Source organism: Acinetobacter sp. XH1741, assembly GCF_041021895.1.
Classification (GTDB): domain Bacteria; phylum Pseudomonadota; class Gammaproteobacteria; order Pseudomonadales; family Moraxellaceae; genus Acinetobacter.
The window spans coordinates 1,105,791-1,127,246 of record NZ_CP157428.1; the positions used below are offsets into that span (position 1 = coordinate 1,105,791).

Consider the following 21,456-nt stretch of genomic DNA (forward strand, 5'->3'; position numbering starts at 1 on the left):
TTATGTAGAGCAAGCTATGAAATTAAGCTTGGCCTTCAACAGCTTGAGCACGTTCCATATTTGCTTCGAACTCTGCATCAAAGTTGATTGGAGTAAGAAGTAATTGTGGGAAGCTACCCTTAGTCACTAAGTCATTTACAGCTTCACGTAAGAACGGGAACAAAATGTTCGGACAATATGCACCCAAAATGTAAGGTAAGCGATCTTCTTCGATATTGTCGATTAAGAAAATACCAGACTGGGTTACATCTACAATGAAAGCTGTTTCATTGTCGTTATTGGCTTGAACCACAACTTTTAAAGATACTTCAAAGTGAGTCGGGTCAATCTTTTCAGCAGCAGAAGAAAGATTGATGTTGAGTTCAGGTTGCCATTGCTTAGTGAAAACCTGCGCCCCAGGAACCTCAAAAGAAATATCTTTTGTATAAATACGCTCTAAAGCTAATTGTGGTTGAACTTGTTGTTCTTCGCTCATTGTTTTTTCCTTAATATGGATGCGATGTTAAGCCAATAATTCGTCGAGTTTACCTTCACGCTCTAAAGCATAAAGTTGGTCAAAACCACCGATAAACTGATCATTAATAAAAATTTGTGGAACAGTACGGTGGTTTGTACGTTGCATTAATTCAGCACGTACTTCTGGTGCTTCAACAGAAAGATTTACTTCTTTGTAAGCAACACCTTTACGCTCAAGTAATTGTTTCGCGCGAACGCAATACGGGCATACAGAAGTTGAGTAAACAATGACATTTGCTGCCATAACAATTCTCCTTAAGCTTTTGGTTTGCTTTTAACGAGAGGTAAGCCTTGAGCTTTCCAGTTACTGATACCACCATCAAGGCGATAGCTGTCGTGGTGAGCAACTTTTTGTAAAGCGCTACCGGCAACTTGCCCTAGGTTGCAAATAAATACCAATGGACGGTCACTTGCTTTTAATTCATCAGCATGACTTGCAATTTGACTATAAGGAATATTGCGGCTACCACTAATGTGACCTTCGCGGAAGTCTTTGCTATCGCGTAAGTCAATCAAAATAGCATTTTTAGCTTTCACTAAAATACCAAGCGACTGTGGAGAAATTTTACGACCGTTACGTTGACCTTCAAAAATGAAGAACAATACGATCAAGACTCCGAGTGTACCAAACAAAATGGGGTGATTCCCCATAAACTCTAACCAGCGTTCCACAAGTCACCTAAAAAAATTAAAAACAAAATTGACCTAGAGTATAGCCTATATAGATGGTGATCAAAATCACCACTTCAAGGGCAAAAGGGGGAGAAAATTAGTTTTTTTGCTGCGCTTCTTGAATCTCATCGATTAAACGTAAGAAGCTATCTAAGCGGCGCGGTAAAATTTCACCTGCTTCTACAGCCTGTTTTAAACCACAGTTCTTTTCATGGGTATGCGTACAATTACGGAATTGGCATGAACCTAAATGCGCTGCAATTTCAGGAAAACCCATACGAATTTTTTCTAAATCGAGATGCCAAAGCCCAAACTCACGAATTCCCGGTGAATCGATTAACGCACCATTCTTACCAAAGTTGATTAAGCGTGTAGAGGTCGTTGTATGTTGTCCAAGTGCAGAGTTTTCCGAAATAATATTGGTTTTCTGCTCGGCATCTGGAATGAGTACATTAATAAGCGTACTTTTTCCAACACCAGACTGGCCTACAAAAGCAACCGTCTCGCCATCAAGTCGCTGAGACAAGGCAGAGATGTCACCTTTAGAGTGACAAATCATGACTTCATAACCTAAATCTTCATACTCTTTAAGCATGCTATGAATCGAGTCATTTTCAGTAAGTAAATCCGATTTGTTTAGTACCAATAGGGCAGGAATATTTGCATCTGCACATGCCACTAAATAACGATCAATCAAAGTGGGTGCCGGCTCTGGAAGCGGTGCAAAAACAATAACGATTAAACTGATATTGGCTGCTACAGGTTTTACTTTGTGATAGCGATCTGGGCGGGTAAGCAGTGAAGTGCGTGGATGAATGGCAGTGATAATCCCTAAGCCTGTGTTAGGGTCTGCTTGCCATTTTACTCGGTCACCCGTGACCAGTAGTTCAAGGTTCGTGCGGGTGTGACAGCGCCAAACACTGTTAAGCTCAATTGGTTTCCAAAACGGTTCTGGTTCGCCTTCGGCAACTTGAGGTTTTTCTGGGTGATGAGCGGGTACCGAAAGTGCCTGTACTTCAAGTTGACGACCATAGTGCTGTACAACTAATCCGTCTAGATCTTGTGAAGTATCGACTTCTTCTTGGCGAGTTTTATGCTGTTTTTCAATACGACGTTGCTGTTGTTCAGTTAAACGACGCTTACGAATTAAAGCCATTCATATCCCAAAAAAACCACTGTTTGAAGATGGCAAAAATAGCATGAAGCGGCTATAGAATTACAGCGCAGATGTAAGAAATTTGCTACTATTGATGTTTTTACGGCATTTTAGAACGTACATACATGAGCAGTACTTTAAATACACGATTAATTTGGATTGATCTGGAAATGACCGGTTTAGATACCGATAATGACCAAATTATTGAAATTGCAACAATTATTACAGATGATCATTTAAATGTACTTGCCGAAGGTCCGGTTTTGGCTATTCATCAGCCTGATCGTATTTTAAATGCGATGGATGAGTGGAATACTCGCCAGCACGGACAATCTGGTTTAATTGAGCGAGTTCGTCGTAGCAAATTAACAGCTCGTGATGCAGAGTTACAAACTTTAGAATTCCTAAAAAAATGGGTTAATCCAAAAGTTTCACCAATGTGTGGTAACTCGATTTGTCAGGATCGCCGTTTCTTACATCGTTTAATGCCTGAACTAGAGCAGTATTTCCATTATCGTAATCTTGATGTATCTACAGTAAAAGAGCTTTCAAAACGCTGGCGCCCTGAAATTATGAGTGGTTTGAAAAAGAATGCATCGCATTTAGCAATGGATGATATTCGTGATTCAATCTCTGAACTTAAGTATTACCGTGAATACTTCTTTATTATGAATACTGATGGTAAAGATTAATTATATTGTTGAAATGATATGAAAGGGGGCAATAGCCTCCTTTTTTATTATTTAAAGGACATTGTTACAATAATGCCAAGGGCTAATTTGGCTTTCATATTCATTTTGCTTAAAATGATGTTTTAAGTTTATTTATTATAAAAAAGAGAGCATTTATGCAAAGTAATAACCCGATACTGACTCGCGTTGAAACGGTCAGTGACTATAGTCAACCGATGACCGTGCAAGGTGCGATTCAAAAATCTGTAATGTTGACCATCATTGCTGCCGCAGTGGGTGTCGCTTTATTTTTCTATGCAGCCTTTACTGCAAATGTTGGTATTGCTTACGCAGCTTCAATTGTTGGCGCAATTGGTGGCTTGGTTTTAGCTTTAATTACCACATTTAAACCGACAACTGCGCCAACCCTAGCAATTCCTTATGCTTTATTTGAAGGGGCTTTTTTGGGTGGTATTTCGTTTACTTTCCAGTTGAAGTATCCGGGGGTTCCTCTTCAAGCTTTATTGGCAACATTTGTTACCACCTTGGTGATGTTTGGTCTATATAAGTTCCAAATTATACGTGCAACCGAAAAGTTCAAATCAGTTGTGATCTCGGCATCTTTGGCGATCTTTATTGTATTTATCGTGCAGATGATCATGCGTTTGGCCTTTGGTTCAAGCGTTCCTTATATTTTTGAAAGTAACTGGTTAGGAATTGGTTTTGCTGCATTTGTAGCAGTCATTGCTTCACTTAACCTGATTTTAGATTTTGACTTAATTGAAACCAACGCAGCATATCGTGCCCCAAAATTCATGGAATGGTTATGTGGTATTGCGTTACTAGCAACTTTAGTCTGGATGTATATCTCTTTCTTACGTTTACTTGGCCTACTGTCTGACGACTAAAATTTAGGTAATAAAAAGTCGCTCCTGAGTAGGGGTGATTTTTTTCGTGCGATTTTTGAAAAAAGATGCATTATGCAATTTCGAAAACTGCTGAATATTGGCATTATGCTGAAAATTGTTTTGAGTGAGATCGGCATGACACAAGGACTTTTAGCAGGTAAGCGCTTTTTGATTGCAGGCGTTGCTAGTAAATTATCAATTGCTTTTGGTATTGCCCAAGCATTACACCGTGAAGGTGCTGAGCTTGCGTTTACTTATCCAAACGAAAAATTAAAAAAACGTGTAGATGAGTTTGCTGAGCAATTCGGTTCTAAGCTTGTGTTTCCATGTGATGTTGCTGTTGATGCTGAAATTGATAATGCATTTGCGGAACTTGCAAAACATTGGGACGGCCTAGACGGTGTTGTGCACTCAATTGGTTTTGCACCTGCACACACACTTGATGGTGACTTTACTGACGTAACTGACCGTGACGGTTTTAAAATTGCTCATGACATCAGTGCATACAGCTTTGTTGCAATGGCACGTGCTGCAAAACCTTTATTACAAGCTCGCCAAGGTTGTTTATTAACTTTGACTTACCAAGGTTCTGAGCGCGTTATGCCTAACTACAACGTAATGGGTATGGCAAAAGCATCTTTAGAAGCTGGTGTTCGTTACTTGGCATCAAGCTTAGGTGTTGATGGTATTCGTGTAAACGCAATTTCTGCGGGTCCAATCCGTACTTTAGCTGCTTCTGGTATTAAATCTTTCCGTAAAATGTTAGATGCTAATGAAAAAGTTGCACCGTTAAAGCGTAACGTAACGATTGAAGAAGTAGGTAACGCAGCATTATTCCTATGCTCACCTTGGGCTTCAGGTATTACTGGTGAAATTCTATATGTAGATGGTGGTTTCAATACTGTAGGTATGAGCGAATCTATGATGGATGATGAATAAGTCCTAAGATTTGTTCAGACATAAAAAAGCCGTAGTTGAAGGACTACGGCTTTTTTACTGGGCGCAAGTTATTGCGGCAGTTCTTTTACAGGTGAACCACCTAAGGCTTGCATGAGGGTGACATACGCGTTGTACTGGCTTTGTTTGGTTTCAACAAGGCTCAATCTTGCCGTACGTGTTGTTTGCTGTGCATCAAGAAGTGTTTTTAATGCAACCGCGCCATAACGGTAGCGGACTTCTGTTAAACGTTCGGTTTTTTCTGCAAGTTCAACATTACGTTGTTGTAGCTCTACTTGTTTGTCGAGCTCGGTACGGCTTGATAATGCGTTTTCTACATCAGCAAAAGCCTGATAAAGCGTTTGGCGATATTGAACAATCGCTTTTTCATAATCAAGATTGCTAATCGCAATATCTTTCTTCATGTCGTTATATTGCAAAAACGGTAAGCTCAAACTTGCACCAAGCGCTAGAGCAGGGTTACGCAACAATTCCGTTAAAGATGTGCTGCTTGAACCCAAGCTACTGGTTAAGCTAATCGATGGATAGTAGCTCGCTTTGGTCGCATCTTTAGTTGCTAAAGCTTTTCTTAAACGAAGCTCGGATGCTTGTAGGTCAGGGCGACGTGACAAAATATCCGCTGGTAAACCAGCACCAATTACTGGTAATGCTGTGCGTGGTAAACGCTGCGGCTCTTGAATATTTAACTGTTGCAATGGCTCATGCAACAGCACGGCAATAGCTGTACGTGTTTCAACGAGTTGTTGTTGAATTTGACTTAAACTCGCTTTTTGGCTTTGTACAGATTGTTCTGCTTGAGTCAGATCTACACCTGAAACTGCACCCGCTTTATACTGGGTTTGCACCAACTGATAAAGCTTTTGTGAAGTAGCTAAGCTTTGCTGTGCGGTAGCATAACGTTCATTTAAATAGCCGAGTTGCCAGTAGAGTTTAGCAGTGGTGGCAATAAGGCTTTGACCAGTCGCTTGTAAGTCTTGCTCTGTTGCCAAGGCTTCCCATTTACTCGCTTCTGTTTGACGAGCAAGCTTGCCAAACAAGTCAAGTTCATAGCTTACCCCAGCACTCATTGATAGGCCTTTAGAGCTGTCATCGCCTGAATGTAGGTCAAAAGTATGGCCTGTAGAAACATTTGAACTGGTGCGTAAACCTTGTTGGTTTGCAGTTAAATCAGCTCTTAACCGAGCTTGCTTTAAAGTAATACCTGCAACGGCTAAATCGCTATTGCGCTCTAATACATTACTCACGAGCTGGTTGAGCTGTGCATCACCAAAAAGTGTCCACCAACGGTCAGAATATTGCTGAACTGATGCTGTTTTAGCTTTAGTTGTATCGTATTGAAAACTACCCGGAACTTGCACAGATGGTGCTTGGTAAGGTGTTTTAACCATTGCTGCACATCCCACAAGAGAACTGGTGAGGAGAAGTGCTGCGCTAAGTTTAGTCATCGAAAAAGACATGCAATTTTCCTTATTCTCGTGATAGTGCGGCAACAGGGTCGAGTTTTGCGGCATTTTTAGCAGGCAAGAAACCGAATACAACCCCAATCAGTGTTGAGCAAACAAATGCTGCCACAATAGAAGTCGTAGAATATGCCACTGCAAAATTACCTGCGGCTACTTTGTTAATGAGCTGCCCTAAGCCGAGCGAAAGTAATACGCCGAGTACACCACCAATTAAACACACTAAAATTGCTTCAATCAGGAACTGCTGCAAAATATCACTTTGACGGGCGCCAACAGCCATACGTACACCAATTTCTTGCGTACGTTCAGTCACTGAAACCAACATAATATTCATTACACCGATACCACCAACTACTAGCGAAATGACAGCAATTGCTGAGACCAGAAGCGTCATGGTGCTGGTTGTTTTCTCAATGGTCTGACGAATACTGTCACTGTTCATCGTGAAAATATCTTGTGCGCCATGTCGTTGTGTTAATAAGTTAACGATGGCATTTTCAGCAGCGCTAGTCGAATATTTATCATTAATACGTACCACGATATTGCGGACATTGGCTTGCCCTAACATACGGCTCATGACCGTGGTATAAGGCATATACACATTGAGTGTGTCATCAGAACCCATACCGCTGGTTTGAGGTTCTACAATCCCGATAATACGAGCCGGTACACTCCCAAGTAATACCACTTGTCCAATCGGGTTGGTACCATCACTAAAGAACTGCTTTTGTGTGTTGGTATCAATCACTACATCTTGTGAACGATCTCGTACACTACGCTGGTCAAAGGTTTGACCGTCTTTAAAGACAAGTCCCTTTACGTCAAAGAAATCATTACTAACGCCATTAATGGTCGCGTTCGCTTCATTCTGTTGATAACGCATTGTCTTGGATGTGCTGACCATTGGACTGACAGCACTTACATAAGGCTGCGTCATTAATGCATCGGCATCGGCAGGAACCAGTGTTTTAAAACTGGCTGTTTTTGAGTTATCACCGAAACCACGTCCTTGGAATACCGTAATCGTGTTGGTACCTAAGCTGCTAATGTTACTCAGAATTTGTTGTTGAGAGCCATTACCTAGTGCAACTACGGTAACTACAGAGGCAATACCAATAATGATACCGAGCATGGTCAAAAAGGTACGCATACGGTGGGCATTCATGGACAGTAAAGCCATTTGGAACGCTTCAGATAAGCGGTCTAAGGTTGAACGCCAAGCTGAAATACTTTTGCCTTTTTTCTGCTTGTTTTGCAGGGCAGGTGCTGCATCTGGATCAGTTTTAATTTCTTCTGGAGATTGGTCAGGAACATTAGGACGGTCACTAATAATTTCGCCGTCGCTAATCTCGATAATACGTGTTGCATTCTTTGCAACTTGCATATCGTGTGTAACCAAAATAATTGTGTGACCAGCCGCATTGAGTTCACGCAAAATTCGCATCACCTCAACACCGCTGTGTGAGTCAAGCGCACCAGTCGGTTCATCGGCCAAGATCACGTCACCGCCATTCATGAGGGCACGCGCAATCGAAACACGTTGCTGCTGACCCCCAGAAAGCTGGCTTGGTCTATTTTGTGTTTTAGTTCCTAAACCCAACTCGGTGAGTAGGGCAGTGGCACGCTGTTTACGGTCAGAAGGTGTAACACCTGCATAAACGGCTGGAACTTCTACGTTACCTTCAGCAGATAAATCACCGAGTAAATGATAACGCTGGAAAATAAAACCAAAATATTCACGGCGTAACTGCGCTAACTGGTCGGGTTCGAGCTTGCCGGTCTCTTGCCCATTCACCTTATAGCTACCACTCGTTGGGCGGTCTAGACAGCCCAGAATGTTCATAAGTGTTGATTTACCAGAACCAGACTGGCCGACAATGGCAACCAGTTCACCTTCATAGATGGTCAGGTCAATGCCTTTTAAAATTTGTATCGTGCTTTCGCCAGCAGGGAATTCCCGAACCAGATTGCTGACTTCAAGCAAAGCTTGTTTTGTCATGCTTACATTCCCATTGGGCCACGGCGGCGGTTATTACCACTATTTGCAGAAGCAGCAGAAGTATCTGAACTATCAGCAATTACGACTTGGTCACCTTGTTTCAATCCGGCAAGCACTTGTGCATTTACACGGTTATTAATACCTACCAAAATTTGAGTTGGTTTCGTTGTGCCATCTGCTTGTAAAATACGAACGACACTCAGCGTTGCTTTACCTTGATCAACGAGTTGTTTTTGTTCAGGAGTTAAGTTTAAGCGTTCTAAACGAGCACCGTTACCTTGATGTTTTCGTTCTGCACTTGGTGTTGAAGCAGCTTTATCTGCTGATTGACCAGATTTTTTCTGACCAGAAAATTGTTTGCTACTTAAAGCAGAAGATGGGACAAGCAAAGCATTTTTTGCTGAATCTAATACGATAAAAACTTGTGCCGTCATATCAATACGCAATTTGCCATCGGTATTTGGAACGTCAAATAAAGCATTGTAGTAAACAGCTGAATTACTCGTTGAACTTGTTGTGCTGTTTGATTCGCTCGAAATTGAATCTGGGGCAGGTTCAATCTGGCGTAAAGTTGCATAACGTTTAGTCTCATCACCTAAAGTCGTGAAGTAGACTTGTTGGCCTTTTTCTACCTTCATAATGTCGGCTTCACTGACCTGTGCCTTAATCGTCATGTTTTGTAATTTTGCAATTTTAACGATCGTTGGAGCACTTTGGTTGGCGTTTACTGTTTGACCTTCTTCAGTCACAATCGCAACAACTGTACCATCAGTTGGCGCAACAATACGCGTATAACCAATGTTGGTTTGTGCTGTTGAACGAGTTACTTTTGCAGATTCAATTTGTGCATCTAATGCTTTGATTTGTGCCTGAGCTGTTTTATAACTTGCTTCAGCAGATTCTAAGTCTGCACGAGGTGTTGCATCTTGAGCATACATTTGTTGCTGACGACGATATTCAAGTTGCTTTTCATTTAAAGAAGCCACTTGTTGGAGACGCTGAGCTTCTAAGTTTTTAATATTGGCGTCGGATGTTTTTAAACTGTTTTCTTGAGTAGTCGAGTCAATTTGTGCAATGAGTTGACCTTGTTTTACTTGATCGCCAAGCTGCACATACATTTTTTTAACCTGACCAGAAACCTGAGCACCGACACTAATGAGTTTGGTTGCATCAAGTGTACCTGTTGCAAGTACATTATTTTCTAGATCTCCGCGAGTTACCTCAGCTGTAATATATTGAGGCTGCTGTTGTTTAGGTTTTAAAAATTTCCAAGCTAACACAGCAATAATTGCTATACAGACGACAATAATAACGAGTTTGATTGGCTTTATTTTTGGCATAGTGAGAGGTCAAAAAGTCTAAAATTTGACTTAGTATAAGAGTCAAATGAGGATAAAACGTGAATTTTTATGATATTTCAACAAAGCAGGCAAAGGATTTGACTGCTCTACTGTATAAATAATGTTTTACCGCACAACTCGGCAATCGCCTGTTGCATTAAGTGTTCGGCATTTTCATTAGACATGCCTTTGATTGCTGCATCGATTTGCAAGAGTAGGGCAGGCCACGCCAAAAACTGCTGTGGATTGAGTCTTCTCAAGGCTTGTTGGTATAAGCTGACTTTGGTTTTCCAGATACCTAGTTGTAATGCATTATGTGGTTGTTCAAACAACTGCATTAATAAGCGCATTTCTTTGCTGAGAGTCCATAAAATCAGACTTTCAGGCTCGCCAGCCCCAATTAAATACTGAAAAATTTTAATCGATTGGGCTAAATTACCTTCTAATAAGGCATCGCTTAAATCATAAGTGGTATAGCGAGATTGATCTTGTAAGCAAGCATACAATTGCTCAATCTGAATCAGCTTTTGATCTGGGAAGGTATCACGTACACGCATCAAGCTATTTTTTGCAGCAAGTAAATTATGCTCATGATGTTGCATTAACCATTGCCAAGCATCATTGTCGAGCTGAATTTCAAGCTTTTCTGCTTCTGTTGTTAAAATGCGTTGGCGGTCTTGCGGATAGTTTGCAGCGAGGGCAACAACAACGCCGTTTGCTTCGACGACTTGGAAAAAAGCAGACTTTAAGCTGCTACTGTCTTGTTTGGGTAGAACAATTAACAGCAGGTTAGTTTCATTATGCTGGATATAACTTTTAAGCTGTTTTAACCCATTTGCATCGGGTTTGATATTGCCATGAACTTCAATAGCAAGTTGCTGCGAAAATAAAGACAAGCTGTTGAGAGCATTAAAGACATTTTTCCAGTCACTCACACTACTAATGTCATAGCGCTGTCTTTCAATGTCTTGCTGTTGCCAGCTTTTACGAAAAGTATCTAATAAGTTTTGTTCTAATAAAGGTTCCTGCCCATGCAGAATCCACGCACCCCGAGCTTCCGGAATGCGTTTAAGAGCTTGTAAATAGTCAAGTTTCATTAATTAAGAACAAATAAATCTTATGGTTGAGCTTTTGGTAAGCGGTTTGCTGAAATTTGACGAGTAATTTGCTGTGCAATGTCATCAATCACAATACGTTGCAAGTAACCTTCTTGCTGGTTCTCAGTGTTGACGGTTGCCAAGTCGTATTGATAACTACGTGACGCAGTTAAAGTACGTGGCTCAGTAATTTTATTACCTTGACGGTCTTCAATTTGGAAAGTCACAGTCAGACGTAATAGTACTTCTGTGAGCTTACCATTTAAAAGCTGACGACGAGGCGTATATTCTAAAACACGAAGCACATAAGCATCGTTGCTATTGCTGAGCTGAACGCCATTTGCTGCCAAATACACTTTTAACTGTGTTTCTAAGTCATCGGTTTTTGCCGGTAACTCAAGGCTTAACTTTTTATAAACAAGTGGAGTCGCAGTCGGGTTAGTTCCTTTTAAATGGAAACCACACCCGACTAAGCCTGCACTAAGGCCTAAGGTTAAAACAACAGCGGCTAAACGTTGGGCTAAGTGCATGCTTGATCCTCTCATTAATACCTGTAATTAAACCACGAGGTTAACCAATTTGTTTGGAACCACAATTTCTTTTTTGGTTGGTCCTGTTATGAACTGTTGAACTTCCGGTAAAGCTTTCGCTTGAGCTAATAACTCATCTTTAGAAATATCAACAGAAACTTCAAGTTTACCGCGAAGTTTACCATTTACTTGTACAACAATCGTTTGGGTATTACGTGTTAACGCAGAAGCATCTACTTCAGGGAAAGTTGCTTGTGTTACATCTGTACCAAACTGAGTCAATAAAGTTTGACTTAAATGCGGTGCAAATGGAGCAAGTAAAGTTAACAATGTTGTGATTGCTTCACGTTCTACAGCAATATCATTGTCATCTTTTGCTTCAAACTTGTTGCTTGCGTTTAACAATTCCATCAGTGCAGCAATTGCAGTATTGAAGGCATGACGGCGTTCAATATCATCACTTACTTTTTGAATGGTTTCGTGAGACTTACGACGTAAATCTTGAGCATCTTTAGACAAGTTTGCTGTATCGATCGCAGTTGCAGCGTTTCCTTTTTCAAGGAAGCTTGCTACAAGACGCCATACACGTTTTAAGAAACGGTTTGCACCTTCAACACCTGCATCAGACCATTCTAAAGATTGATCTGGTGGAGCAGCAAACATCATAAATACACGTGCTGTATCTGCGCCGTATTGATCAATAATGGCTTGCGGGTCAATACCGTTATTTTTCGACTTAGACATTTTTTCTTGTCCGCCGATAATAACCTCTTGACCATCACCTGAATATTTCGCAGAAATGATGCGACCTTTTTCGTCACGCTCTAACTCGATGTCAGCAGGGTTGAACCAAGTTTTCTTACCATTTTCTGCTTCACGATAGAATGTTTCTGCAAGCACCATGCCTTGAGTTAACAAGTTGGTAAATGGTTCATTACCTTGTACCACGCCTTCATCACGCATTAATTTGTGGAAGAAACGTGCGTAAAGTAAGTGAAGAATCGCGTGTTCAACACCACCGATATATTGGTTTACAGGAAGCCAGTTTTGAGCTGCCTCAGGTTTTACCATACCGCCAGTAAAGTCTGGAGACGCATAGCGTGCGTAGTACCAAGACGACTCTACGAAAGTATCCAATGTGTCTGTTTCACGGCGTGCATCGCCACCACAGCAAGGACATTTAGTTTCGTAAAATTCAGGCATTTTGTTTAGCGGGTTACCTGAACCATCTGGAACAACGTCAGTTGGTAATACAACCGGAAGCTGGTCTTCTGGAACTGTGACTTGACCACAAGTATCACAGTTAATCATTGGAATTGGACAACCCCAGTAACGTTGACGAGAAACACCCCAGTCACGTAAACGGAATTGAACTTTAGAATTAGCTAAACCTTCAGGTTCTAGTTTCGCAAGGAATGCGTCAAACGCAGCTTGGAATGCTAAACCGTCAAACTCGCCAGAGTTAACAAGTTTACCTTCTTTAGAACCGTACCATTCTTGCCACTCTGTTGCAGAGTAATCTGCATCGTCAGCACCTTTGGCATCAATCACTTGTTTAATTGGTAAATTAAACTTGTTTGCAAACTCAAAGTCACGTTCGTCATGAGCCGGTACAGCCATTACTGCGCCAGAACCATAAGACATTAATACGTAGTTTGCGATCCAGACAGGAAGCTGTTCACCAGTTACAGGGTGTTTTACAAACAAGCCTGTTGCCATACCTTTTTTCTCGGCTGTTGCCAAGTCAGCTTCTGCAACTGAACCCATGCGGCATTCTTCAATAAATGCAGCCAATTCAGGGTTATTTTCAGCAGCTTTAAGCGCAAGAGGGTGTTCTGCTGCAACAGCAACATAAGTCACACCCATCAAAGTGTCGGCACGTGTTGTATAAACAGTTAAGCCATCAGCATAAATTTCGGTATTGGCAGATGGGAAAGTAATTTCCATACCTGTAGAACGACCAATCCAGTTACGTTGCATGGTCAACACTTGTTGAGGCCAGCCGTCTTGTAATGTGTCTAAGTCGTCTAATAATTCTTGTGCATAGTCCGTAATACGGAAGTAGTACATTGGAATATCGCGTTTTTCAACCAATGCACCAGAGCGCCAACCGCGACCATTTTCAACTTGTTCGTTTGCCAAAACAGTTTGGTCAACTGGGTCCCAGTTTACTGTTGAAAGTTTACGGTAGATTAAACCTTTTTTATAAAGTTGAACGAACAACCATTGTTCCCAGTGATAGTACTCTGGTGTACAAGTTGCAAATTCACGGTCCCAATCTACAGACAGACCTAATTTTTTTAATTGGTCACGCATGTAAGCGATGTTTTCAAATGTCCATTTTGCCGGAGCAACTTTATGGGCAATTGCAGCGTTTTCCGCAGGTAAACCAAATGCATCCCAACCCATAGGTTGTAATACAGTTTCGCCTTTTAAACGGTAGAAGCGGCTAATTACATCGCCAATTGTGTAGTTACGCACATGACCCATGTGCAGTTTGCCACTTGGGTAGGGGAACATCGACAGGATGTAGCGATGTTTACCTTCGACAGTGTCGGCAACCTTAAAGACTTTACGATTCTCCCAATCTTGTTGGACTGAGGGTTCAATCGTGTTTGCTTGATATTCTGGGTCAATGTGAGAAATAGTCATAGACGTAAGCTATACAACGAAAATTGAAATGAAAGATTGCTGCACAGCATAGCGCAAAATAGACAAAAATGTCAGTTTTTAGATCAGGATTTTATCTTTTAATAAGAGTACTCAAAATTTCTCAAAAATATTTATTTATTCAGCTGTGTTTTTTCAACTTATTCATTTCTCTTTCTTTTGTAGATAGACCCATTCGAGCGAAGTATTAAGCTCTTTTTTTAAGCGCCTATCTCATATAACTAGAAATGGATTTTGTGATCTTCTTTATTTTTAATACATAGAGAAGTGGTGAAAATATCCACCACTTCTATTTTACTTATCGAGGTGCTGACGCAGATGGAGCAGGTGGAACTGCTACAGCAGGCGCAGCTTTTTCTTGTGTGACGTTAGCTGTATCTTGTACTACTTTCTCTGTTTTATCTTGAGGCTGTTGTTCTGGGCTTGATGTAGAAGTTTTTGGAATTGCTTGGCTGCCATAAGTTGAAACTTTGTTCAAATGCTTCGCACCTTTAGGTGGTGGCGTCGTGGTGTAATGTGTCGAGCCGCTTTTATCCATCCATTTATAATATTGCTGAGCCTGACCTTGGCTTGAGCTCAGTAAAATTGCGGTTGTGACTGCTGTATATAAGGTTGTTTTTAAATAAGATAAGTTCATATCAGTTCTTCCCCAAAGAATGCTGTCTATATTCAAATAAAGTTCATAAATAAGCAATTTGCAAAGTATGTTTTTATATAAAAAGAATGAAATTTTTAAGAAATAACGGGCTGGAATAACTAAATTTACGGCTCAAAATTAGCTTAAAAAAACAACAGCTAAAATTTTTTATGGAAAAACCATTTCTTTATTCTTGACTTTGTATATAGAAACAACAAAAATGCTTTCTCTAGTTTTATATGCATTTACTCGATCACCCTTCGAATAAGTGTCATGTTTTGTAATAGACATTCTCTCTAGCCGAGAGATTGATTTTACTAAAGTATGTATATCCAGACATGCTTTATTAATGTTAAAACAGCTTATACGGCTGAAAAACAGAAATTTTTCTATTGCGACGAAAACTAGACAATATGTGTGCTATAACAGTGCAGACAATTCAATGAATGAAACACTATTTGTGCCTTCCATAAATAGTGATAAAAATTTTAGGGTGAATCACGTTGGAACTTTTATCTGGTGGTGAAATGCTCGTTCGTGCTCTTGCGGACGAAGGCGTTGAACATGTTTTTGGTTATCCAGGCGGCGCTGTATTACATATTTATGATGCGCTATTTCAACAAGACAAAATCAATCATTACCTCGTGCGCCATGAGCAAGCTGCTGGTCATATGGCAGATGCATACTCGCGTGCTACAGGTAAGACTGGCGTAGTACTGGTCACTTCTGGCCCAGGCGCAACCAATACAGTAACTCCAATTGCAACAGCTTATATGGACTCAATCCCTATGGTGATTTTGTCTGGCCAGGTTGCATCACATCTGATTGGTGAAGACGCTTTCCAGGAAACTGATATGGTGGGTATTTCACGTCCTATCGTGAAACACAGCTTTCAGGTCCGTCACGCAAGTGAAATCCCTGCAATTATCAAAAAAGCATTCTATATCGCATCAAGTGGTCGCCCTGGTCCGGTTGTCGTCGATATTCCTAAAGATGCGACGAATCCTGCTGAAAAGTTTGCATACGAATATCCTGAAAAAGTGAAAATGCGTTCTTATCAGCCGCCTTCACGTGGTCACTCTGGTCAAATTCGTAAAGCGATCGATGAACTTTTAAGTGCAAAACGTCCTGTAATTTATACAGGTGGTGGGGTTGTTCAAGGTAATGCATCAGCATTATTGACTGAACTTGCTCATTTGTTGGGCTACCCAGTAACCAATACACTTATGGGTCTTGGTGGCTTCCCTGGCGATGATCCACAGTTCGTGGGCATGTTAGGTATGCATGGTACTTATGAAGCAAATATGGCGATGCATAATGCTGACGTCATTCTTGCGATCGGTGCGCGTTTTGATGACCGAGTAACCAATAATCCGGCAAAATTCTGTGTAAATGCCAAAGTGATTCATATTGATATTGATCCGGCGAGCATTTCAAAAACTATCATTGCGCATATTCCAATTGTAGGGGCGGTTGAGCCTGTACTTCAGGAAATGTTGACGCAGTTGAAGCAATTGGATGTATCTAAGCCAAATCCTGAAGCAATTGCTGCATGGTGGGATCAAATTAATGGATGGCGTAAAGTCCATGGTTTGAAGTTTGAGACTCCGACTGATGGCACAATGAAGCCACAGCAAGTTGTTGAAGCTTTATATAAAGCGACTAATGGTGAAGCCATCATTACTTCTGATGTAGGTCAGCACCAAATGTTTGGTGCGTTGTACTACAAGTACAAACGTCCACGTCAATGGATTAACTCAGGCGGATTAGGCACCATGGGCGTAGGTTTACCTTATGCCATGGCTGCGAAGCTTGCTTTCCCAGATCAACAAGTTGTTTGTATTACGGGTGAAGCTTCAATTCAAATGTGTATTCAAGAGCTTTCAACTTGTAAGCAATACGGCATGAATGTGAAGATCTTATGCTTGAATAACCGTGCTTTAGGTATGGTGAAACAGTGGCAAGATATGAACTATGAAGGCCGTCACTCAAGCTCATATGTTGAATCATTGCCTGATTTTGGCAAGTTGATGGAAGCTTATGGTCATGTGGGTATCCAAATTGATCATGCTGATGAATTAGAGTCGAAGCTTGCTGAAGCAATGGCGATTAATGATAAATGTGTATTCATTAATGTCATGGTTGATCGCACAGAACATGTTTATCCAATGCTGATCGCAGGTCAGTCAATGAAGGATATGTGGTTAGGTAAAGGGGAGCGTACATAATGAGACATATTATTTCTGTACTCGTTGAAAACGAAGCAGGTGCGCTTTCTCGTTTGGTGGGGTTGTTCAGTCAACGTAACTACAACATTGAAACACTTAATGTTGCACCAACCGAAGACCCGACACTATCGCGTTTGACGTTAACGACTTATGGCGATGACCATAAAATTGAACAAATTACCAAACAGCTCAACAAGCTTGTTGAGGTGGTTAAAGTAGTTGATTTATCAGAAGGTTCGCACATTGAGCGTGAACTTATGCTAATCAAAGTAAAAGCATTAGGTGCTTCACGTGCTGAAATTAAGCGTACTGCGGATATTTTTCGCGCGCAAATTGTAGACGTAACACCAACAACCTATACCATTCAAATAGCAGGGACAACTGAAAAATTAGATGGTTTTATCGATGCACTTTCAGAAAACACCATTCTTGAAGTCGTTCGTTCAGGGGTATCTGGTATCGCCCGTGGCGAAAAAGTTTTAGCCATTTAATTTTTTAAAAAGTATTTTAGCGGAGAACACAAATGCAAATTTTTTACGATAAAGACTGTGACTTATCAATCATCCAAGGCAAGAAAGTAGCGATTATTGGTTACGGTTCTCAAGGTCATGCTCATGCACTTAACCTTAAAGACTCAGGTGTAGACGTAACTGTAGGTTTACGTGCTGGTTCAGCTTCTTGGAAAAAAGCTGAAAACGCTGGTCTTAAAGTTGCAGAAGTTCCTGCTGCAGTTAAGCAAGCTGACCTCGTAATGATTTTGACTCCAGATGAATTCCAATCACAACTTTACCGTGACGTGATTGAGCCAAACATCAAAGAAGGCGCGACTTTAGCATTTGCTCATGGTTTCTCTATTCTTTATAACCAAGTTGTTCCACGTAAAGATTTAGACGTAATTATGGTTGCGCCTAAAGCACCTGGTCACACTGTACGTTCAGAATACCAACGTGGTTCAGGTGTTCCTGACCTAATCGCAATTCACCAAGATGCTTCTGGTAATGCTCGTAACGTTGCACTTTCTTACGCTTCTGGTGTAGGTGGCGGCCGTACAGGTATTATCGAAACTTCATTCCGTGAAGAAACTGAAACTGACTTGTTCGGTGAGCAAGCAGTTCTTTGTGGTGGTGCTGTTGAACTTGTGAAAATGGGCTTCGAAACTTTAGTTGAAGCTGGTTATGCACCAGAAATGGCTTACTTCGAATGCTTACACGAGCTTAAGTTAATCGTTGACTTGATGTTCGAAGGCGGTATCGCTGACATGAACTACTCAGTTTCTAACAACGCTGAGTACGGTGAATATGTAACGGGTACTGAAGTAATTAACGAACAGTCTCGTGAAGCAATGCGTAATGCATTAAAACGTATTCAGTCTGGTGAATACGCGAAGATGTTCATCCAAGAGGGTGCATTAAACTACCCATCTATGACAGCTCGTCGTCGTCAAAATGCTGCACACGGTATTGAAGTAACTGGTAATAAGTTACGTGCCATGATGCCATGGATCCAAGCGAACAAAATCGTAGATAAAGAGAAAAACTAAGTTTTTTCTTTAGCTTGAAACGTGCGTTAGCGAAGTAAAACTTCGCTCTTGCACTCGGGCAGAGCAGTGCTCTGCTAGTCCTCGCTCATACCATGGATCCAAGCGAACAAGATCGTAGACAAAGAAAAGAACTAATATTCTTTTCTATTGCAATAAAAAAACCTGCTAAATGCAGGTTTTTTTATTTTAAAGGCTTTGAAAAGAGCTTAAAAAAGCATCATTAAGGTCAACTGACCTAGAGAAAAGAAATTCTATATTTTTCATATAATTGGATGCTTAATTTTTAGTTAGTTTATTGATTTCTAAAGTAAAAAATACTTGACCAAATATTAGATAATGTTATTGTTTATAGCTGACCGAAAAGGTCAAATTTACTAATATTTCTTTAACGTGTTTAATTGTATTTTGTGCAGTGAATTGAACAAAATAAAAAAAAGTATTGAATAATCATGGAAGTCCAATATGGGTCATGTTGATTACGACAGCACATTGATCGTCGGCTCTTTTATTGCGGCTGGCGCTATTTGTTATATCGTGATTTCCATGGAGCAATTAATCTTCAAAAAAATTTATAAAACGATTGAACCGCTCATTTTATTACTCAACGGTTTATTACTCGCAGCAGCCATTAGTATTGTACATATTGTAGGCATGCATGCTTACCATTTATTTGAAACCGGCAACGCGAATCTTCCTTTAATTACTCTTTCTTTTGGCATTAGTGCTGTGCTTTCTTGTGTTGCACTTTGGCTCACTTCTCGTTTCACACTACCATTATTTAGGTTGGTCTTAAGTTCAGTCATTATGGGCATTGGTATTTCCGCTTCATATTATGTGAGTATGCTAGGCTGGAATATTGATATTTATAAGAAAGATTACACCTCATTTTTAATTTTATTCTCTGTTTTAATTGCCATGAGTGGTTCAGGCTTAGCGTTTTTGTTGGCTTATAAATTAAAAGAAAGCGAGCGTAATCGTATAAGTTTAAAGCTATCTTTTGCGGTCATGATGACTTTAAGCATTATGGGCATGCACTATACGGCACTCATTGCGACCAATATTACCGATAAATTTGTGAGCCAATATCAGGCCGAACATGACTTGTTGCTCTTTACCATTATTTTAGTGACCTGTTTGGTACTGGTCGCGAGTTTTATTGTGGCCGTGCTAGAGCAACGACTAAACCAGCGAAATTTAGAACTACGTAAAGCCAATAAAGAACTAGCCACACTCTCTATCCAAGATAACTTAACTAAACTACCCAACCGACTTTACTTGGTTGATTATGCAGAAGTTCTCCTTTCAGATTATCGTTATAAAGAACAAAAAATAGCTTTTCTCTATATAGATTTAGATCGATTTAAATCGGTAAATGATGCTTTCGGACACCACATTGGTGATCAACTTCTTATTCAAATGGCCAATCGGTTACATTGGCAACTCAATGAAAAATGTAAGTTACTCCGAATTGGGGGCGATGAGTTTTTATTAATTGCTGAAAATACAGATACTGATGGCGCGATGTATTTAGCTGAAAAAGTATTACAGCTCATTCAAGAAAGTTACCAAATTTCGGGTAAAGAAATTAATATTTCAGCAAGTCTGGGCATCGCAATATTTCCAGAGCATGGACAAAATGTTCAAGACCTACTGATGAATGCCGATGCCGCCATGCTCATGTCTAAAGAGCAAGGTCGAAATACTTACACCGTCTTTAGTTATTCTACCCACCAGCAAGAAACAAGAAGTCAGTCAAAACTGATCAATGATTTATATAAAGCAGTCGATGAAAAACAATTCGTTCTCTATTACCAGCCGAAGTTTAATACCAATCTTGAGATTTGTGGGGTAGAGGCACTCATTCGCTGGAACCATCCATCTTTGGGTATGCTCACACCACACATGTTTATTGGTGGAGCAGAAAAGACAGGTTTAATTATTCCAATGGGATATTGGGCACTTGAGCAAGCGTGTCAGCAAATTCAGGAATGGGAGCGCAGCAATACTCAGTTTTATCCAGTTGCTGTCAATTTATCAGCTTTACAGTTTGAAAATAAAAAGCTCTTTAGTACGCTTGAAGACCTATTAAAAAAATACCAGATCCAGCCTCATCATCTTATTGTTGAAATTACTGAATCGACGGCAATGCGGCATATTGACTTAAGTATTCGTGCTTGTGAGCGGCTGCGAGATATGGGTATTCGAGTGGCGATTGATGACTTTGGGACAGGGCACTCAAGCTTCTTGTATTTAAAAGATTTACCTGTAGATGAGCTTAAAATTGACCGTGGTTTTATTGTAGATTTAAAGCCGGGTTCAAAAGAAGAAGTCATTTTAGAAAGTATTATTCATTTGGCGAAAAAGCTAGGTTTGACTGTAACCGCAGAAGGGGTCGAAACTCAGCAGCAAGTTGAGATTTTAACGCGTTTAGGCTGTCAGCAGTTCCAAGGTTATTTGTTGGGAATGCCTGTAAATGTAGGGCAACTGATCCAGTCACAAGGCGCTCATTTTGTTTAATCTAGCATTCAGTTAAATTTAAAAGAATGCTTGTTTATATAATATCTAAAACAATAATTTAATTAATCTAATGAAAAACAATAAGAATTTTAAAATCTTGGCATAAATTCCACATTGACACTTCTAAACTCTCAGATTATCCTTTGCCTGCTGGCCTACATTGCCAGGTGGTTTTGACAGACCACATACGACCGCATCAGAGTTTTCCCTTCTGAGGGATAGTTCTGTGTGTAAGCTCCTCGTCTCCTCCCGTAGCGGTAGGACGGGAGAGGGACACCTTCGGGTGTGCTGGCGTCGTACCAGTCTGTCAACCCTCTTTCGTTCTGCCACCATAATTCTAAATTAATGCTTTGGCAGAACTCCAAATATAAGGAGTTGGCTATGCATACTATTTTTACACCACCAGATTAGTCTTTAACAGGGTTTGATTACTTTTGAGTTTTCAGACTTTAGTTCGTCACGACTAAAAAATCATATCAACAATAAAACTTGAGATGCGTTAGGGCAGTCTTTGGGGCCTTTGCATGCTTTTTTTGCCTAAAGCAAAAGTTGCAG

General features: G+C 40.5%; 18 protein-coding genes. 7 read left to right on the plus strand and 11 right to left on the minus strand.

Features of this window, described 5'->3' with window-relative positions:
* Positions 1-22: 22 nt before the first annotated feature.
* The 4 genes from secB to rsgA form a co-directional block, all read right to left on the minus strand.
* Positions 23-475: a protein-export chaperone SecB gene (gene secB / locus ABLB96_RS05350; RefSeq protein ID WP_348895580.1), complete on the minus strand. Its 453-nt coding sequence runs from the start codon at positions 473-475 to the stop codon at positions 23-25.
* 27 nt (positions 476-502) lie between these two features.
* A complete protein-coding gene (grxC, locus tag ABLB96_RS05355) occupies positions 503-760 on the minus strand; it encodes a glutaredoxin 3 (protein WP_000729828.1) in 258 nt (85 codons plus the stop codon).
* Positions 761-771: 11 nt separating this feature from the next.
* Positions 772-1,188, minus strand: coding sequence for a rhodanese-like domain-containing protein (locus ABLB96_RS05360; protein ID WP_004698745.1), 417 nt, complete (start codon positions 1,186-1,188; stop codon positions 772-774).
* Positions 1,189-1,285: 97 nt separating this feature from the next.
* Positions 1,286-2,344: a small ribosomal subunit biogenesis GTPase RsgA gene (gene rsgA, locus ABLB96_RS05365; protein WP_348895578.1), complete on the minus strand. Its 1,059-nt coding sequence runs from the start codon at positions 2,342-2,344 to the stop codon at positions 1,286-1,288.
* Positions 2,345-2,469: 125 nt separating this feature from the next.
* On the opposite strand from rsgA, the gene orn reads away from it, so the two are divergent.
* From orn to ABLB96_RS05380, 3 genes are all read left to right on the plus strand, one after another.
* Entirely contained in the window at positions 2,470-3,036 is a 567-nt protein-coding gene (gene orn, locus ABLB96_RS05370; protein ID WP_000099436.1) for an oligoribonuclease, read from the plus strand.
* 155 nt (positions 3,037-3,191) lie between these two features.
* Positions 3,192-3,923, plus strand: a complete 732-nt coding sequence (locus ABLB96_RS05375) for a Bax inhibitor-1/YccA family protein (protein ID WP_216135214.1) — start codon at positions 3,192-3,194, stop codon at positions 3,921-3,923.
* Between the two features lie 135 nt (positions 3,924-4,058).
* Entirely contained in the window at positions 4,059-4,862 is an 804-nt protein-coding gene (locus ABLB96_RS05380; protein ID WP_191013221.1) for an enoyl-ACP reductase, read from the plus strand.
* 68 nt (positions 4,863-4,930) lie between these two features.
* Here ABLB96_RS05380 and ABLB96_RS05385 read toward each other — a convergent pair whose 3' ends face one another.
* From ABLB96_RS05385 to ABLB96_RS05415, 7 genes are all read right to left on the minus strand, one after another.
* Positions 4,931-6,325, minus strand: coding sequence for an efflux transporter outer membrane subunit (locus tag ABLB96_RS05385; protein WP_348895685.1), 1,395 nt, complete (start codon positions 6,323-6,325; stop codon positions 4,931-4,933).
* 22 nt (positions 6,326-6,347) lie between these two features.
* The gene (locus tag ABLB96_RS05390) at positions 6,348-8,342 is read right to left on the minus strand and encodes a MacB family efflux pump subunit (RefSeq protein ID WP_348895577.1); all 1,995 of its coding nucleotides are present in this window, start codon (positions 8,340-8,342) and stop codon (positions 6,348-6,350) included.
* Positions 8,343-8,344: 2 nt separating this feature from the next.
* Entirely contained in the window at positions 8,345-9,682 is a 1,338-nt protein-coding gene (locus ABLB96_RS05395; protein WP_348895576.1) for a MacA family efflux pump subunit, read from the minus strand.
* A gap of 107 nt (positions 9,683-9,789) precedes the next feature.
* On the minus strand, positions 9,790-10,779 hold the full coding sequence (gene holA, locus ABLB96_RS05400; RefSeq protein WP_348895574.1) for a DNA polymerase III subunit delta: 990 nt from the start codon (positions 10,777-10,779) through the stop codon (positions 9,790-9,792).
* A gap of 20 nt (positions 10,780-10,799) precedes the next feature.
* Complete coding sequence (gene lptE / locus ABLB96_RS05405; RefSeq protein WP_348895573.1) at positions 10,800-11,309, minus strand: LPS assembly lipoprotein LptE; 510 nt, start codon at positions 11,307-11,309, stop codon at positions 10,800-10,802.
* A gap of 27 nt (positions 11,310-11,336) precedes the next feature.
* On the minus strand, positions 11,337-13,961 hold the full coding sequence (leuS, locus tag ABLB96_RS05410; protein ID WP_348895572.1) for a leucine--tRNA ligase: 2,625 nt from the start codon (positions 13,959-13,961) through the stop codon (positions 11,337-11,339).
* A 316-nt stretch (positions 13,962-14,277) separates the two neighbouring features.
* Positions 14,278-14,616: a DUF4124 domain-containing protein gene (locus ABLB96_RS05415; protein WP_348895571.1), complete on the minus strand. Its 339-nt coding sequence runs from the start codon at positions 14,614-14,616 to the stop codon at positions 14,278-14,280.
* 503 nt (positions 14,617-15,119) lie between these two features.
* On the opposite strand from ABLB96_RS05415, the gene ABLB96_RS05420 reads away from it, so the two are divergent.
* The 4 genes from ABLB96_RS05420 to ABLB96_RS05435 all read left to right on the plus strand — a co-directional run bounded on the left by ABLB96_RS05420 (position 15,120) and on the right by ABLB96_RS05435 (position 20,901).
* On the plus strand, positions 15,120-16,844 hold the full coding sequence (locus tag ABLB96_RS05420; protein ID WP_348895570.1) for an acetolactate synthase 3 large subunit: 1,725 nt from the start codon (positions 15,120-15,122) through the stop codon (positions 16,842-16,844).
* Positions 16,844-17,335: an acetolactate synthase small subunit gene (gene ilvN, locus ABLB96_RS05425; protein WP_309456214.1), complete on the plus strand. Its 492-nt coding sequence runs from the start codon at positions 16,844-16,846 to the stop codon at positions 17,333-17,335. The genes ABLB96_RS05420 and ilvN overlap by 1 nt, the downstream gene beginning before the upstream one ends.
* A gap of 32 nt (positions 17,336-17,367) precedes the next feature.
* Positions 17,368-18,384, plus strand: a complete 1,017-nt coding sequence (gene ilvC / locus ABLB96_RS05430; RefSeq protein WP_057075715.1) for a ketol-acid reductoisomerase — start codon at positions 17,368-17,370, stop codon at positions 18,382-18,384.
* 462 nt (positions 18,385-18,846) lie between these two features.
* Positions 18,847-20,901 carry an EAL domain-containing protein gene (locus ABLB96_RS05435; protein ID WP_348895569.1) on the plus strand — a complete coding sequence of 685 codons (2,055 nt, stop codon included), beginning with the start codon at positions 18,847-18,849 and terminating at the stop codon, positions 20,899-20,901.
* The last annotated feature ends 555 nt before the right edge of the window (positions 20,902-21,456 follow it).

Bases quoted from the DNA above. Each gene is read 5' to 3' on its own strand.
- ABLB96_RS05390 (WP_348895577.1), bottom strand. From the start codon at position 8,342: ATGACAAAACAAGCTTTGCTTGAAGTCAGCAATCTGGTTCGGGAATTC.
- ABLB96_RS05385 (WP_348895685.1), bottom strand. From the start codon at position 6,325: ATGACTAAACTTAGCGCAGCACTTCTCCTCACCAGTTCTCTTGTGGGA.
- lptE (WP_348895573.1), bottom strand. From the start codon at position 11,309: ATGCACTTAGCCCAACGTTTAGCCGCTGTTGTTTTAACCTTAGGCCTT.
- rsgA (WP_348895578.1), bottom strand. From the start codon at position 2,344: ATGGCTTTAATTCGTAAGCGTCGTTTAACTGAACAACAGCAACGTCGT.
- ABLB96_RS05375 (WP_216135214.1), top strand. From the start codon at position 3,192: ATGCAAAGTAATAACCCGATACTGACTCGCGTTGAAACGGTCAGTGAC.
- ilvC (WP_057075715.1), top strand. From the start codon at position 17,368: ATGCAAATTTTTTACGATAAAGACTGTGACTTATCAATCATCCAAGGC.
- holA (WP_348895574.1), bottom strand. From the start codon at position 10,779: ATGAAACTTGACTATTTACAAGCTCTTAAACGCATTCCGGAAGCTCGG.
- ABLB96_RS05380 (WP_191013221.1), top strand. From the start codon at position 4,059: ATGACACAAGGACTTTTAGCAGGTAAGCGCTTTTTGATTGCAGGCGTT.
- grxC (WP_000729828.1), bottom strand. From the start codon at position 760: ATGGCAGCAAATGTCATTGTTTACTCAACTTCTGTATGCCCGTATTGC.
- ABLB96_RS05415 (WP_348895571.1), bottom strand. From the start codon at position 14,616: ATGAACTTATCTTATTTAAAAACAACCTTATATACAGCAGTCACAACC.
- ilvN (WP_309456214.1), top strand. From the start codon at position 16,844: ATGAGACATATTATTTCTGTACTCGTTGAAAACGAAGCAGGTGCGCTT.
- orn (WP_000099436.1), top strand. From the start codon at position 2,470: ATGAGCAGTACTTTAAATACACGATTAATTTGGATTGATCTGGAAATG.
- ABLB96_RS05395 (WP_348895576.1), bottom strand. From the start codon at position 9,682: ATGCCAAAAATAAAGCCAATCAAACTCGTTATTATTGTCGTCTGTATA.
- ABLB96_RS05435 (WP_348895569.1), top strand. From the start codon at position 18,847: ATGGGTCATGTTGATTACGACAGCACATTGATCGTCGGCTCTTTTATT.
- secB (WP_348895580.1), bottom strand. From the start codon at position 475: ATGAGCGAAGAACAACAAGTTCAACCACAATTAGCTTTAGAGCGTATT.
- leuS (WP_348895572.1), bottom strand. From the start codon at position 13,961: ATGACTATTTCTCACATTGACCCAGAATATCAAGCAAACACGATTGAA.